Raw genomic sequence first — 15,536 nt, forward strand, 5'->3', positions numbered from 1 at the left:
CGCGCGGCACGGGTTTATGGGGGGTGAGCACCACGCTCCACTCACCCCGACGTGCCGCGGCGATCACCTCCGGCCCCACCGGCACCGTCCACCGGTCCCCCTTCGCCACCTGCCGGTTCCAGGCCTCGCGGTTGTAGTCCCGCAGCTCGCTCACGCGCTTCATGGCGGTCCCCCTCCTTTTCAGGCCACGCAGCCTACAACAACCCGCGTCCCCTGAGCCGGGAGCAACCGGGGCTACTGCGCGGCCGCGCCATCCTCGTCGAGTGAAACGTTGGCGCGGCCGGCCCCCACCTCCAGGATGCGCGACACCGTCTGCCCCGACGCGCTCGTGACGCGCACTGTGTAGCGCCCGGCCGCTGGCAGGTAGGAGTGGAACACGCCGGACTCCGGATGCGCGGTGAAGCGCTCCCCGTTCGCCCAGGACATCTCGTCGATGGCCACGGTGACCGGGCCCTCGGCCCGGAAGCGCTCGGGGACGCGGACCGTGAGCGAAGGGCCCTCGAGGAAACGGTCCACCAACACCTGCCAGAAGGGACGCGCGCCCTGAATCATGGGCTCCAGGGGTCTGCGGGCGCTCGGCACGATGAACGGCAGCTCCACCAGATAGGCGAGCGTCCCGAAGCTCGAGAAGAACCAGTCCTGATCCGTGCCCCCCACGGGGTAGAGGTTGCGGACGGCCTGGTAGCGCTTCCCTCCCTCCTGCTGGTGGACGGCCTCGATCATGGCGGGCGCCACCGCCCAGGGGGTGGACGGGACGGGCTGACGCGCCCCCTCCACCGTGTATGGGACGAGCAGCCGGGTCGCCGCCGAGTGGAACGACACCATCGCGATGAAACGCCACGCCTCGCCCAGCCGCATCATCGCCTGGACCTCGGGCTCCGAGCCGGGTGACGGGCCTCGGAAGAACGGCGAGCGCGGCTCATCGCGGTTGAAGCGATCCTCGACGTTGTCCCACTGGAAGGGATAGTTGCGGTTGAGGTCGACGCCGTACTCCAGCAACCCGAGCTCCGCCGCCTGCGCGTCCCGCCGCCGGTTGGTGCGCCCCACCGAGTCGGACACATGCCAGAACGTGTGGCTCCCATCGGGGTTGACGAGCGGGACGATGACGAAGTGGAACGTGCGCAACCACCGCACCACGCGAGGGTCCCTCTTGTTCTCCAGCAGCCAGCGCGCGGCGTCGAGCGGCAGCTCGGGAGTGACCGTCTCGTTCGCATGGGTGCCGCCGCACAGCAGCACCGCCGGGCGCGAGTGGTCCTCCAACTGCTCGCCCAGGAGCAGCGCGAGCATCGGCCGGCCCTCATGCGTGCGGCCGAACTCGATGATCCGCGCGTGCTCTGGAGCGCGAGCGGCGAGTGCCCTCAGTGCGCGCTCGATGAGCTCGGGGTCCTTGATGCCGTCCACGAATCCATCTCGCGCAGGGGCATTGCGTGCGCGCGTGAGGCGGGCCTCGAAGGTGGAGTCCCGGTAGCGGAATGGCACCCCGGGCCTGACCTCGAGCACCTGGGCTGACGCGCTCGCGCGCAGGAGGTGCACGCCGAGCTCGCTGGCCACGTACACGTCCTGGTCCTGCTCGCGCGCGACATGGCGCAGGTGGCGGCGCACCTCCGCATCGAGCACCACGCCCCGGGTCATGCGCACGAGCCACTCGGTCGGGAGGCCATCTCGCGCGGCGCCCTCCGGGGCTGGCGGCTCCGGCACGAACAGGGACACCCGGACCGCGGAGGACTGGCCGCGGTTCGCGTACACGCCGAGCGCGCCCTCGGTGAACGTCGCGTCGGACCAGGCCAGGGTCGCGAGCACCTCCTTGGTGCGTGCGTCGTACACGTGGGCGGCGAAAGCGGGGCCGGCGAGGAAGAGCGCCACCTCGAGCTCGCCCACCTTCTTGAGTCCACGCACCCGCGCGCGCACGCGACTGTCATCACTGCGCGTGCCATCGTTGCGGATGAACCCGACGGTCTCGTGGCGGGCATCGACGTAGAAGCCATAGCCCGTGAGCGCGAACAGGGGCGAGATCGCACGCACCCGCGTACGGAACAGGATCGCCAGGTCGGCGTGCGCCGCGTTCTGGATCCGCGCGCGAACGAATGTCGCCGAGGGCGCGGCCGCCTCTTCCGTGATGAAGAAGTTGCGGGTGGCGCGCGAGGTGGTGAGAGCGATTGACTCCCCCTCGGCCTTCCACTCCCCGACGGTCGCCGCCGACTGCCACGAGACTGGGTGCTCACCGCGAGGAAGGGGGTAGCCCTCACCCCGCGCGGAACCCACGGAGAGCAGCACGGCGAGCGCGAGCGCGCGTCCCCACCTCACGGCGCGGGCTCCGTCCCGAGGGCACGCCGATGTAGCTCGAATGCCATCACGGCGATGCTACACCGGGGGCACTCAGTCCTGGAGACCCAGCTCGGCCTTCAACAGGGGTTGGGCATCCACGAAGGCCTGCTCCAGCTCGGCCAGGATGGGCCCGGCGCCCGAAATGCCCTGGGCCCGCGCGAGGTTCTCCAGCGCCTTGCAGCGCACGCGCATCCTCATCATCCCGAACATCCCGCTGCTCGTCGCCAGACCGTGGGCCTCGTGCGCGAGCGTATTGGCGTCCCCCGCGGTCAGCAGCTCCCGCATCCGAGCGAGCCTCGGTGGCGTGCGGGTGAGGAAGCCGCGAACGAGATTCGCCACCATGTGTGGATCACTCTCGTCCTCGAGGACGCGCAACTTGTCCAATTGCTTCACGTCGAACGCGGGGGCGGACGGCTCCATGGAGTTCATTCTGCCGTCTTCCGGGCCCTCGGCACCAGAACCCCCGGGTTGACGCCCGGGCCGAGGTCACCGAAGACTGGGCTCCCCCCATGTCCGATTCGACCCCCCACGCCCCCCCGCGCCGAGCCGCGCTGATCTTCATCTTCATCACCATCCTGCTCGACATGCTGGCCATGGGGATGATCATCCCCGTCCTGCCGAAGATGATCGTGAACTTCCTGAGCGGCGATACCGCGCGGGCGGCCGAGATCCTGGGCGTGTTCTCCACCGTCTGGGCGCTGATGCAGTTCATCTTCTCACCGCTGGTCGGCGCCCTCTCGGACCGCTTCGGCCGCCGGCCGGTGGTGCTGATGTCGAACTTCGGGCTGGGCCTCGACTACATCCTCATGGCGCTGGCGCCGACGCTGGGCTGGCTGTTCGCGGGCCGGGTCATCGCGGGCATCACCTCGGCGAGCATCTCCACGGCCAGTGCCTACATCGCGGACGTGACGCCGCCAGAGAAGCGCGCCGCCAGCTTCGGCATGCTCGGCGCCGCCTTCGGAATCGGCTTCATCATGGGACCCGCGGTCGGCGGCGTGCTGGGCGAGCTGAACCCGCGCCTGCCGTTCTGGGTGGCGGCGATCCTGAGTCTCTCCAATGCCATGTATGGCCTGTTCGTGCTGCCGGAGTCCCTGCCGCCCGAGCGGCGGAAGGCCTTCCGGTGGCAGCGTGCCAATCCGATGGGCGCGTTGGCCCTGCTGCGCTCGAAGAGCGAGGTGCTCGGGCTGGCGAGCGTCAACTTCCTCTACCACCTCGCCCACATCGCGCTGACCAGCGTGTTCGTGCTGTCCGGGAGCTACCGCTTCGGCTGGACCGAGCGCACCGTCGGGCTCACCATGGCGGGCGTGGGCCTGTCCTCCATGGTCGTCCAGGCCGGGCTGGTGCGGCCCACCGTCAAGCGTCTGGGGGAGCGGCGCGCGCTGCTCCTGGGGCTCTCCTTCGGGGCGGTGGGCTTCTGCATCTACGGCCTGGCGGAGACGGGCATCGTCTTCTGGCTGGGAGTCCCGGTCATGGCGCTGTGGGGGCTCACCGGACCGTCGTCCCAGGGACTGATGTCACGTCACATCAGCCCGTCGGAGCAGGGCCAGCTCCAGGGCGCGCTCTCGAGCCTCATGGGCATCGCGGGGATGATCGGCCCCGGGCTCTTCACGCAGATCTTCGCGAGGGCCATCGACCCGCAGCGCGGCTGGCACCTGCCCGGCGCGCCCTTCCTGCTCGCCTCGCTGCTGCTCGTCTTCGCGCAGCTGCTTGCCTGGCATGTCACCCGCCAGCGCGTCGAGGTCGCCGTCGCCCCCATGACGTGAGCCCGGCAACGGCCACGCGCGCGTGAGTCAACCGCCCGCTCCCTTCTGATGCGCACCCGGGGGATGGGTCGAGGCACCAGCGCGTACGGTGCCCGACTCCTACCTGCGGCCCGGGGACAATGGGCGCGGGGTGGACCCGCTCCTGATCTTTGCGGGGCCGTGCTGCGTCCATCGCACGGCGGAGGGGGGAAATGTATGACTCGAAGCTACCCACGCTGGCTCGCGCTGGCTGGTGCCTGTGTGCTGTTCAATGCCTGCGGCCCGATGGAGGAACCGCCAGGGGACGAGACGTCCTCGACGGCCACGGCGGCGCTCGAAGCGGACTTCGAACGTCGCCATCATCCAGACCGCTGTGAACCACCCGTCCTGGTCGCGGATCTCACCCCGGGCGGCAACACGAACGTGTTCGAGCGGCTTGAAGTGGATGGGGCGCTCTTCCTCGTCACGTTCGACATTCCCAGTGACACTTTTTCCCTGTGGAAGCTGGAGGACGTTTCGAGAGGGAGGGAGCCGGAGTTCCGTGCCGTCCTCCTCAAGAGCGGCCTCTCCGCGGAACCGCGGAGGCTCGTCCGCGTGGGCCGGACGCTCTTCCTCACGCTCGATGATGGAGTCCACGGCCGCGAGATGTGGAAGAGCGATGGGACACCCGAAGGCACGGTGCTGGTCGAGGACATCAACCCGTCCGGCTCCGCCTTCCCCGACGTCCCCACCCTGGTGGTCGTGGACCGGACGCTCTACTTCGTCGCCGATGATGGCACCCATGGCGCGGAGCTGTGGCGCAGCGATGGCACGAGGGGAGGCACCCGGCTCGTGGAGGACATCGCCCCCGGGCCCGCGAGCTCCTCTCCCGGCCCGTTCGCGGTGGACGACCATCGGCTCCTCTTCGGCGCTGACGATGGCGAGCACGGCCGTGAGCTGTGGCGCAGTGATGGCACGAGGAGAGGCACCCGGCTCGTGGAGGACATCGCCCGCGGGCCCGCGAGCTCCTCTCCCGAGCGCCTGGTCCGGGTGGGCGACCGCCTGACCTTCTTCACCGCCGATGACGGCGAGCACGGCCGAGAGCTGTGGCGCAGTGACGGCACGAGGAGAGGCACCCGGCTCGTGGAGGACCTCCGCCCCGGTCCGGAGGGCTCGGGCGTGGAGTCGATGGTCGCGGCGCGACGGACGCTCTACTTCACCGCCGATGATGGGGTGCATGGCCGCGAGTTGTGGACCTCGGAGGGATGCGCGGAGGACACCCGGCTCGTGGAGGACATCCGCCCCGGCGCGGAAGGCTCACGGCCCTTCGAGCTGACCCCACTGGGTGGGAAGGTCATCTTCACCGCCGATGATGGCGTCCACGGCATCGAGCCCTGGCGCAGCGATGGCACGCGGAGGGGCACGCTGCTGCTCGCGGACACCCACCCGGGCCCCGACCTGGGCCTGGGGTTCGCGGCTCCGACCATGCTCACCGCGGCGGAGGGCAAGGTCTTCTTCTATGCCTTCGAGCCCGCCACGGGCTTCGAGCCCTGGGTGACGGACGGCAGGCCCGCCGGCACGCGGCTCGTGAAGGACATCCACCCGGGGCCCGCCAACTCCATCGCGGGAGATCCCGACCCGCTCCATCCGATCCGCGGCGGAGTGGCCTTCCGGGCCTTCACCGCTGCCCATGGGAGCGAGCCCTGGTGGAGCGATGGCACCGAGGAGGGAACGATGATGGCGGACCTCGTGCCGGGGCCGGGCTCGTCGTCTCCGGCCAACTTCACGCCCGCCGGCCGGTGGGTCTACTTCACGGCCACGCACCCCGTCTTCGGGAGCGAGCCCTGGGCACTCCCCCTGGCCTGCTTCCCGAAGGGCTCGGGTTCCCACTGACGCTCTGAGCCACCGCACTGGGCCGTGATGTCCCAGTGTGGCGCCCCGACGGGTTCGAATCCCGTCGGGGACACTAAAAGCCGAGGCCGGAAGCCGCTGAAATGAAAGGGAGACCGCCCTACTCGTCGCAGCGCCGCTCCGGCTGGTAGACCTGATGCAGCGTGGTGCCAGTGTTGCCGCCGAGGGTGACGGCCCCGCCGGGGACGTGGATGCGGCCCTCCAGGAACGCCGCGCGGGTGAGGCCGTGCGTGGGCGTGGGCATCGGCGTCAGGCGGTGCCAGGTGTCCGTCCGCGGGTCGTATGCCTCGGTCTGCGTGAACATGCCACGCGGGTCGGCGGTGTTGCCCTCACCGGCGATCACGTACAGGCAGCCGAACGCGGCGATGGCGGTGACGCCCGCGCGGGGGGCGGGCAGCGGCGCCCCAGGCGTCCATGCCCCCGTGGCCGGGTCGAAGACTTCCAGCACGGCCGTCATCTCGCCGCCGACTCCGGCGTCGAAACGGCCCCCGGCCACGTACAGCTTGCCACCGATCGCGTCCACCGCGAGGTGATTGCGGGCGGTGGGCAGATTGGGCAGCACCGTCCACTGGTCCGCGGCAGGGTCATAGACGGCGAAGTCGTTCCCGCGCGGCGGCCGGCCTCCCGCCACGTAGATCTTGCCGTCGATGACACCCGCGCCCCCGCCGCTGCGGGCAGTGGGCATGGGCGCACGTTGCAGCCACGCTCCGGACGCCACGTCGAGCTCGTACACGTCGCTGAGGTACTCCGGCGGGTGCCCGGTGCCGGCACCGTGGAACTCACCACCGATCAGGAACAGCCGGCCGCCCACCGCCATGGCGATCGAATGATGCAGCGGCAGCGGCGTTGCCGGGCCTAGCGTCCAGCGATTGGTGGCCGGGTCGTAGACCTGCACCACGTCCGAGGGAATACGGCCGGGGGGATAGCCGCCGATCACGTACATTTTCCCGCCCACCTCGGCGACGGCCATCTCCGAGCGCGGCTGCAGCATCGGTGCCAGCTTGGACCAGGGTCCCGGCGGCACAGGCGCGGGCGGTGGGTCGGGCTGGCCCTGGTTGCCGTCAGCCCCGCACGCGATCGCGAGCAGAGCGACGGCCAGGACGAAGCAAATGGGAACGAGCCGCCGGACGGTGGCCGGACGTGGTACGTGCATGGGGTTGCTCCTGGCCGTCGCTTCCCGGCCCTCGTGTGTCGGCGCGCCGTTTCATGGCCTTGCCGCGGGCTCGCGGCGAAGAACGTCAACGTGGCGGTCGCCGATGTTCTGCGGTGGAAAACGCCGAGGACACCGTCCCATATCGGGGGCTCGTGCAGTGGCGAGGCGCTCTACGACAACCTCACCGTGCTGAGGACGCTTCAGCCCGGCGTCAGGTACGTGCTGGTCGACGACGTGTTCACGGGTGGTGGGCACCTCCAGGCCAGCAATCGTCGGTTGGAGGAGGCTGGCGCAACAGTCGACCAGGCCCGCCCGTCGCGCTCCAGGCACACCCCTCCCCTGCGCAGGCGACCGCTCGCCTTGGGCTGTGCGAGAGAGTGCATCCCTCAGCCGTGCGTCACTCCCACAGCGCCTGCTGCGCTGGCCCCCTGGCTGGTGCGTATTGCGTGCAGAGAGAATTCCTCCAGGAACGCCGGGCGTGCAGGCGCCCACACACTTCGTCAGGGGCGAAGCGTGCGCTTCAGTGCTAGGCCATGCTGCCATGTCCGGCGACTTACCCACTCCTCCCCCCGGCGGCTTGCCCACCCTGCACTTCCCCCCCGAACTCCCCATCTCGAGCCGGGTGGAGGACATCACCGCGGCCATCACCGCCCATCAGGTGGTCATTGTCGCGGGAGCCACCGGCTCGGGGAAGACGACGCAGCTGCCGAAAGTCCTGCTCGCCATGGGGCGCGGCCGCCCGCGCCAGATTGCCGTCACCCAGCCCCGGCGTATCGCCGCGACGAGCGTGGCGGCGCGCGTGGCCCGCGAGCTCGGCACGGAGCTGGGCACGGACGTCGGCTACCAGATTCGCTTCGAGGACCGCTCCTCCCGGCAGACGGCCGTGAAGTTCATGACCGACGGGGTCCTGCTCGCGCAGATTCACAGCGACCCGCTCCTGCGCCGCTACGACACGGTCGTGCTCGACGAGGCCCACGAGCGCAGCCTCACCATCGACTTCCTCCTCGGGTGGCTCAAGCGCCTCCTCCCCAGGCGCCCCGACCTCAAGGTGGTGGTGAGCTCGGCCACCATCGAGACCGAGCGCTTCTCGCAGTTCTTCGGGGGGGCTCCGGTCATCCAGGTGGAGGGCCGCACCTTCCCGGTGGACGTGCTCTACGAGCCGCCCCCCGAGGACGCCGAGCTCGCCGACTCCGTCGCCGATGCGGTGGCGGACGTGCTCTCGCTCGACCCGGACGGGGACGTCCTCGTGTTCCTCCCCGGAGAGCGGGAAATCCGCGAGGCCGAGAGTGCCCTGAACGCACGCGAGCTCCGCGGCACGGTGGTGCAGCCCCTGTATGCGCGCCTGTCGGCCTCCGAGCAGTCGCGCGTCTTCTCCACCATCCCCGAGCGCCGCGTCATCCTCGCCACCAACGTCGCGGAGACGTCCGTCACCATCCCGGGAATCGTGTACGTCGTGGACACGGGGGTGGCGCGCCTGTCGCGCTACGATCCGCGCTCGGGCACCACACGCCTGCACATCGAGCCGGTCTCCCAGGCCAGCGCCGACCAGCGCAAAGGGCGCTGCGGCCGCGTGCGCGAGGGCATCTGCGTGCGCCTCTACGACGAGGCGAGCTTCACCACGCGGCCTGCCTTCACCGATCCGGAAATCAAGCGCACCGGGCTCGCGGGAGTCATCCTGCGGATGAAGTCCCTCGGCCTCGGTGACGTCGAGGACTTCCCCTTCCTCGATCCGCCCCAGCCGAAGGCCATCGCCGAGGGCTGGCGGGTGCTCGAGGAGCTCGGGGCCATCGAGGGCAAGGAGCGCACCTTGACGCCGCTCGGCAACCAGCTCGCGCGCTTCCCGGTGGACCCGCGCATCGCGCGGATGATTCTCGCCGGCGCCGAGTACGGGTGCCTGGACGAGGTGCTCATCGTCGCCGCGGCGCTCAACCTGCAGGACCCGCGCGAGCGGCCACGGGAGTTCGCGCAGAAGGCGGACGAGTTGCACCGGCGCTTCCGTGACGAGCACTCGGACTTCACGGGGCTCCTCAAGCTGTGGGCGTTCGTGCGCGAGGCCGAGGGCCGGGGGACGTCCCATCTGCGGCGCGTGTGTCGGGACAACTTCCTGTCCTTCCTGCGGGTGCGCGAGTGGCGGGACGTCCAGCGCCAGCTCGAGGAGACCGTCCGCGAGCTGCGCCTGCCGCGCAAGGGCCGGGGCCCCCCGTCGCGCGGGGACGCCCTGCACCAGGCGCTCCTCACCGGGCTTTTGTCCCGCATCGGCCAGTGGAATCCGGAGCAGCGCCACTATACGGGCGCGAAGCAGACGCGCTTCATGGTTCACCCCTCGTCGGCGCTCGCGAAAAAGCCCCCCGCCTGGGTGATGGCGTTCGAGCTCGTGGAGACGTCCCAGCTGTTCGCGCGCACCGTGGCGAAGCTCGACCCGGAGTGGCTCGCGGCGGCGGCCCCCCACCTGCTCAAGCGCAGCTACTCCGAACCGCACTGGTCGGAGAAGTCCGCGCGCGCCGTGGTGAAGGAGAACGCGACCCTCTTCGGGCTTCAGGTCTTCAAGGAGCGCCCCGTGGCCCTGGCCAGCATGGACCCCGCCCGGGCACGGCTGATGTTCCTCGAGCATGCCCTGGTGCGCGGCGAGTACCGCACCCGGGGGGCGTTCCAGGAGAAGAACCGCCAGGTGCTCGAGCGCGTGGCGCGCCTGCGGGACAAGGCCCGGCGCAGCGAGCTGCTCGACAGCGAGGCGCTGCTGACGTTCTTCGACCAGCGCCTCCCGGCGGACGTGACGGACGGAGCGAGCTTCGAGGCCTGGCGCCGCAAGGCCGAGGCGGCCGACCCCGACGTGCTCGTCCTCTCGATGGAGGATGCCCTCTCGCACGACCCGGACCTGTCCCCGGCGCACTACCCGGACGCCATCACCCTGCACGGCACGTCCGTGCCGGTGACGTACACCTTCGACCCCTCGGCCGAGGACGACGGCATCACCCTGAGCGTGCCGCTGCTGCTGCTCGCACAGGTGGTCCCGGGTGAGCTCGACTGGACCATCCCCGGGTGGCAGCGGGAGAAACTCACCGCCCTGCTCGAGCAGGTCCCCCGCGCCCAGCGCAAGCAACTGGGGCCGGTGCCGGACCTGGTCGACCGTCTCGAGAAGGAACTCGTGCCCTTCCGCGGGCCGATGAGTCCAGCGCTCGCGCGTGCGGTGTACCGGCTGTGCGGCGTGGACGTGCCCGAGGAAGCTCTCCGGGCGGATGCCGTGGCGCCGTACCTGCGCATCACGCTCCGGGTGCTCGACGAGCGGGGAAAGGAGCTCGCGCGGAGCCGCGACGCCGACGCGCTGCTCGAGCAGTACGGGGGACGTGCACGGGCGGCGCTGCGCAGCGTGGCACCGGCTTCGGACTGGGAGCGCAAGGGGCTGACTGCCTGGACCTTCGGCGAGCTGCCCCCCGTGGTCACCCGGCGGGTCGGCGGGCTCGAGCTCCGCAGCTACCCCGCGCTCGTCGACCGGGGCGCCGCCGTGGACCTGGTGCTGCTCGAGACCTCCTCCGCCGCCGACGCGGCCACGCGCACGGGGGTCCGCCGGCTCCTGATGCTCGCCGCGCGCGGACACGTGGCTGTCAGCGCCGCGCGCATGCCGCCGCCCTTCCCGTCCCTGGACGGCGCGCCGCCCGCGCGGGGCCAGGCCGACGCCTTCCGGGCGCTCGTCCTCGCACGCAGCGTCGACGAGGCGTTCAAGCTCGCACCCGGTGCGCCGCTGCCCCGCACGCAGGCGGCCTTCGAGGCGCTGGTCCGTGAGGGCTCACCGCGCATCGAGCGTGCGGCCCGGGACTGGGCGGACGCCGTCGCTGCCACCTCCTGGGAGCTCGCCGCGACGCTCGATGCACTCAAGGCCGCATCAAAGGGGCCGAGCGGCGCGGCGGCCGTACGGGACATCCGCTCGCAGCTCGGGCACCTGTTCCCCGCGAACCTCATCGAGTGGATTCCTTTCGTGCGCCTGCTGAACTACCCGCGCTACCTCCGAGCGGCCCAGGCACGGCTGGCGCGTGCGGTGGCGAACCCCGGCAAGGACGCGGGGAAGTCCGCGCCCTTCACCCCCCTGTGGGAGACCTTCCTCGCCAGGCGCGCCACCGTGCGTGACCAGGAGGCGGCGCAGGAGCTGCGGTGGGCCTTCGAGGAGCTCCGCGTGGCCATCTTCGCTCCGGAGGTGACGACGCCCGTGTCGGTGACGGTGGCGAAGGTCGGCGCAGCCCTCGCGGCGCTGCGCTAGAAGCGAGTGGCTGTGCGTCCGCGACGAGCGCATCGGCGGCCTCAAGGTGCTGCCGCCCGACGGGGAGGGGTGACGAGGCGGAGGGGGAGGCCGCCCGCGGAGAGGGCGGCCCCTTCCGGTACGCCCACCCGCGCTCCGCCACCTGCCCCTCCCCTGCTACACCCCGCCAGGGCACACGTCAGCACCAATCCATGACAAACACATCCCAGCCGGGGAAGCCGTTGATCGGCTGCCACGTCGGGGTGCCTAGTTAGCGTTTGACCACGCCGCCGAGCTCAAACGGGCCGCCACGCTCGATGGCGCGTTGATAGGCGGGACGGGCGTGCAACCGCTGGAGGTAGGCCTCCAGGTTGGCGAAGGGCTTGAGCGCCCCGCCTGACCGCGCCGCCTCCAGGACGAAGCTCATCTGGATGTCGGCGGCGCTGAAGGTGTCGCCCACCAGGTAGTCGCGCCCGCCCAGCGCTCCAGAGATGTAGCCCAGGTGATTCATCACCTCGCTGGAGATGCGCGGCCTGAGCGGCGCGCCCGCCTCGCCCAGACGGCCCATGTACACCGAGAGAATGAGCGGCACCATGGCCGTCCCCTCGGCGTAGTGCAGCCATTGCACGTAGGTGTCGTACTCGGCCGAGGCGGGCGCGGGGACCAGCCGCCCGTGGCCATGGTGGCGCACCACGTAGTCGATGATGGCGCCGGACTCGGCGATGACCCGCCCCCCGTCCTCGAGGACCGGGGCCTTGCCCAGCGGATGGATCGCCTTGAGTTCAGGGGGCGCGAAGCTCGTCTTCGCGTCGCGCTGGTAGGTGACGATCTCGTAGTCAAGCCCCAGCTCCTCCAAGAGCCACAGGATGCGCTGCGAGCGGGAGCTGTTGAGGTGGTGGACCTTGAGCACGTGGATTCTCTGGGACTGAAGAAGGACGCCCCGGATGCTACACCGCGCATCGGCGTGGGCAGCTGGGTTGCCGCTCGTGGATTTGACCGTCCATTCAATCCGCTGGTACGGAGGCGCCATGTTCCTTCGCTTGGTTCTTGTCGCGACCCTGGCGCTCGCTGGTTGTGGCCTGGTGGATGCTCCTGGCACTCCGCTCCTGGAGGCACACAGCGCCGGGGCTGGGGCGTGGCCCGCCCAGTCCCGCTCCGCCGTGCTGGCGTCCATCCGCAACCGCGTCCAGGCTCTCGAGTTCGACCTGCTCCTCACCCAGGATCTGGTTCCGGTCCTGTCGCATGACCCGTGGATCAACGAGCAGCTGTGCACGACCGCCGACGGCCAGCCGGTGGTGGGGACCACCTACATCAAGGACCTCACCCTCGCCGAGCTCCACGCCCGCTTCCGCTGCGGTGGCCTGCGAGACCCGAACACCCCCACGGCCCAGCTCGTCGCCGACACCCATTACACCTTCGCGGAGCTGTTGGAGGCCGTGGAGGAGGTGCCGGAGATGCTCGTCCACATCGACCTCAAGTACGAGCCGGGGATGACCCACGACGTGGACACCTTCGCCGAGGTGATTCTCGACCAGTGGAACCGCAAGGGGCTTCCCAACCGGATGTACATCACCTCGAGCGTCCCCGAGGCGCTTCAGGCCTTCGAGCGGAGGGCCGACGTGGTGACCGGGCTGAGCTGGCCGCGCTTCCCGCCCCATGCGTCGACCGTGCCCATCGCGCTCGGCAACGAGGTCCTGACGATGCTGGGAATCCAGGAGGTGGTGAAGGCCGCGCGCGATGCCGGGGCGGACGGGCTCGCGCTGCCCTACCAGCTCATCAACCGCCAGGCGGTGGAGATCGCCAAGCGGGAGGGCCTGGAGGTGCATGTGTGGACCGTGAACTCCAAGGAGCAGCTGGAGATGTTCTGCCGCTGGCCCATCGATTCCATCATCACCGACTACCCGGAGCGCGTGTCATGTCGCTGATCGCCGCCACGTTGCTGGTCGCCTCCCTGCAAGGGCAGGTGCGCTTCGACCGGGTGGACCTCGTCTCCGAGGATCCGGGAACCTGGGTGAACTACGACGTTCCGCTCGCCGCCACGTACGCGCTGCCCGCCGCCGTCCGGTTCGTCGAGCAGGTCAAGCCGGTGTTCGCGCTGCCCTGGGAGGGCTGGTACGCGGGCGCGTCGCTCGCCTCGCAGTCCATTGCCTACGAGCGACCGCTCCTGCCCGAGGCGAACCTCTACTGGAGCGCCGGGCTCCATACGCGGTTGCTGCTGCCGCGGGGCATCCATGGCGGGCTGGCGTGGCGCCAGGGCATGGTGCGGCTGGCGATGGGCGTCTCGGTCACCTCGGAGGCTTCCTGGGCCCGGCCGAGCTGGAGACAGTGGTTCGTCCTTCCCACCATTGGAATCGGGGTGGGTCCGGCGCCGTGAGCCCGACGCATTCGCGGTGGTCGAGATGATACGGCCCAGGCGCGCGAGCAGCCGCTCCGCATCGGAGACCCGCCAGAAGTTCCGGGTACACGCGGCGACGATGATGGGTCGCTGGGGTTGGAGGTACAGGATGCCCATGTCACATGCGCGCCGGTGCTGGGTCCCCGTCTTGTGCGCCCACGTCACCGCTGGGGGGAGCCCGGCGGAGATCCGACCGCGTCCCGTGTGGCACGCGCGCATGAGGGCGTGTGCTCGGGAGCAGCTCTCCTGGCTCAACCCCTCACACCGGGCCAGTTGCGCGAGGAGTCGCCCCATGGCCCGCATGGACGCGGAGTTCACGTTCTCGGCGTAGAAGGCGTGAAAAGCCTGGTCGAGGTCCCGGCCTGTCCACGCGGGCGAATGCTCCAACAGCTCCGAGAGGAATCGAGCACGTGAGGCCGGTGAATCATGCTTGCCCAGCGAGCGAATCTGCTCCGGGAGGAGGTTCTGCGCTCTCGGGTCCAGCTTGGAATAGATACGGCGACGCTCCTCCAGGAGCGAGGACACGGGGCCCGTCTGGATTCCGCGAGCGACGAGCTGTGCCTTCACCTGGTCCACGCCCACGCGCCGGATGAGGAGATCCGCGGCGGCGTTGTCACTGTGCACCATCATGTATTCGAGGAGCGTCGCAATCGAGAGCCGCTCCCCCAGTCGAGTCCCCCCGAGCCGGTGCATTCCATCTCGGATGTCGTCAGGCCCGAACTCGAGCTCCTCGTCCCAGGTGAGCTTCTGGCGATCGGCTTGGTGCAGCACCTCCAGCATCACGGCGATCTTGATGGCGGACGACAAGTACGTCGGCGCATCGGCGTCGTAGGCGTACGCGTCGCCGGATTCGACATCGAGGACATAGAGAGAGAGCTCGCCCTCGAAGTCTCTCGCGGCCTCCTCGACGAGCGGGTGGAGTCTGGCGGTCCATGGAGATTGGGAGCGCTCGCCGGATGCTTCAGCAGCTCGTGGGGCGAGCACCGCGAGCAGGAGGACGCCCAGCGCCGCTACCCTGACCATCGTGTCGTCCTTCCCTGGAGAGACTCGGCGGTAACGGCAGCCTGGCGCCAGCGGGGGCTCACCACGTGAGCAACGAGCCCCCGAGGTCAGACAGGGCTCACCCTCCCCCGCCTCCTCCACCGCCCATGCCCGTATCCTCGAAGGCGTCGTCCTTGGGGGCCGCGCCGCCCAGGGCGTTGCCCTCGCTCGTGCTCCCCGAGGCCGCTCCTTCTTCCGCGGCCGCGCCGCCGATAGCGGTGTCCTCCTGCGCACCGTCCAGGACCGCTCCCTGTTGAGGGGCCGCGCCGCCGATGGCGGTTCCCTCGTGGGCGCTCCCCGAGGCCACTCCTGCTTCCGAGCCCGCTCCTGCTTCCGCGGCCGAGCCACCGATGGCGGTATCCTCCTGCACACCACTCAGGGCCGCTCCGGCTTGGGACTCGCTCTCCGTCGCCGTGGACTGCGCGCTCCCAGCAGCGGTGTTGTCGATGACTTCGCACGCATAGCCGGGCAGTTGGGGGCTGCCCTTGACCGACGCCTGCGGCGAAGGCGGTAGCTCGGTTCGCGTTGAGGCCTCTCGATTGTGCGCACAGCCCACGCCCAGCACCACGGCGGCTGTCAGGGCTCCCAGAAATATTTTCATACGGTCTCCGCTCAGCGAGTTGGTGCGAGAACGGTGGAGACCGTTGTTCGCGCAGACAACACATCGCCAGAGCGGTCACGAGCGCTTCAGGGAGTAGCGGAAGAGCGCGGGAGGGCCTGCTTGCCTGCGTGCTTGTTTCCAAGAGCCACGAGACGCAT

At 70.1% G+C, this 15,536-nt stretch carries 10 protein-coding genes and 2 pseudogenes; 5 read left to right on the forward strand and 7 right to left on the reverse strand.

Translation table 11 applies throughout. From position 1 onward, the window contains the following. The 3 genes and pseudogenes from VF697_RS18210 to VF697_RS18220 form a co-directional block, all read right to left on the reverse strand. Positions 1-163 (reverse strand): annotated as a pseudogene (locus VF697_RS18210) (SAM-dependent methyltransferase); the annotation flags it as partial. A 71-nt stretch (positions 164-234) separates the two neighbouring features. After that, on the reverse strand, positions 235-2,304 hold the full coding sequence (locus tag VF697_RS18215) for a M14 family metallopeptidase (RefSeq protein ID WP_331096694.1): 2,070 nt from the start codon (positions 2,302-2,304) through the stop codon (positions 235-237). A gap of 72 nt (positions 2,305-2,376) precedes the next feature. Beyond that, entirely contained in the window at positions 2,377-2,754 is a 378-nt protein-coding gene (locus VF697_RS18220) for an Hpt domain-containing protein (RefSeq protein ID WP_331096696.1), read from the reverse strand. Positions 2,755-2,834: 80 nt separating this feature from the next. Here VF697_RS18220 and VF697_RS18225 point away from each other — a divergent pair, with 80 nt between their 5' ends. Both VF697_RS18225 and VF697_RS18230 read left to right on the forward strand, forming a co-directional pair. Further along, a complete protein-coding gene (locus VF697_RS18225) occupies positions 2,835-4,088 on the forward strand; it encodes a TCR/Tet family MFS transporter (protein WP_331096698.1) in 1,254 nt (417 codons plus the stop codon). Between the two features lie 195 nt (positions 4,089-4,283). Beyond that, positions 4,284-5,939 carry an ELWxxDGT repeat protein gene (locus tag VF697_RS18230; protein ID WP_331096700.1) on the forward strand — a complete coding sequence of 552 codons (1,656 nt, stop codon included), beginning with the start codon at positions 4,284-4,286 and terminating at the stop codon, positions 5,937-5,939. A 118-nt stretch (positions 5,940-6,057) separates the two neighbouring features. On the opposite strand, the gene VF697_RS18235 is transcribed toward VF697_RS18230, so the two are convergent. Then, positions 6,058-7,110 carry a Kelch repeat-containing protein gene (locus tag VF697_RS18235; protein ID WP_331096702.1) on the reverse strand — a complete coding sequence of 351 codons (1,053 nt, stop codon included), beginning with the start codon at positions 7,108-7,110 and terminating at the stop codon, positions 6,058-6,060. A gap of 541 nt (positions 7,111-7,651) precedes the next feature. Between VF697_RS18235 and hrpA the strand changes: the two genes are divergently transcribed. Continuing rightward, a complete protein-coding gene (gene hrpA / locus VF697_RS18240) occupies positions 7,652-11,362 on the forward strand; it encodes an ATP-dependent RNA helicase HrpA (RefSeq protein ID WP_331096704.1) in 3,711 nt (1,236 codons plus the stop codon). A 250-nt stretch (positions 11,363-11,612) separates the two neighbouring features. Here hrpA and VF697_RS18245 read toward each other — a convergent pair whose 3' ends face one another. Then, positions 11,613-12,251, reverse strand: a complete 639-nt coding sequence (locus tag VF697_RS18245) for a glutathione S-transferase family protein (RefSeq protein WP_331096706.1) — start codon at positions 12,249-12,251, stop codon at positions 11,613-11,615. Positions 12,252-12,369: 118 nt separating this feature from the next. Between VF697_RS18245 and VF697_RS18250 the strand changes: the two genes are divergently transcribed. Further along, complete coding sequence (locus VF697_RS18250; protein ID WP_331096708.1) at positions 12,370-13,266, forward strand: glycerophosphodiester phosphodiesterase; 897 nt, start codon at positions 12,370-12,372, stop codon at positions 13,264-13,266. Continuing rightward, positions 13,257-13,715 (forward strand): hypothetical protein, encoded by a 459-nt coding sequence (locus tag VF697_RS18255; protein ID WP_331096712.1) that lies wholly within the window; start codon positions 13,257-13,259, stop codon positions 13,713-13,715. The genes VF697_RS18250 and VF697_RS18255 overlap by 10 nt, the downstream gene beginning before the upstream one ends. A 144-nt stretch (positions 13,716-13,859) precedes the next feature. Here the strand turns inward: VF697_RS18255 and VF697_RS18260 are convergent. Continuing rightward, positions 13,860-14,759 (reverse strand): annotated as a pseudogene (locus VF697_RS18260) (serine hydrolase); the annotation flags it as partial. A gap of 97 nt (positions 14,760-14,856) precedes the next feature. Next, positions 14,857-15,378, reverse strand: coding sequence for a hypothetical protein (locus tag VF697_RS18265; protein WP_331096710.1), 522 nt, complete (start codon positions 15,376-15,378; stop codon positions 14,857-14,859). Between the last annotated feature and the right edge of the window lie 158 nt (positions 15,379-15,536).

This window comes from Archangium sp., assembly GCF_036388035.1.
Classification (GTDB): domain Bacteria; phylum Myxococcota; class Myxococcia; order Myxococcales; family Myxococcaceae; genus Archangium.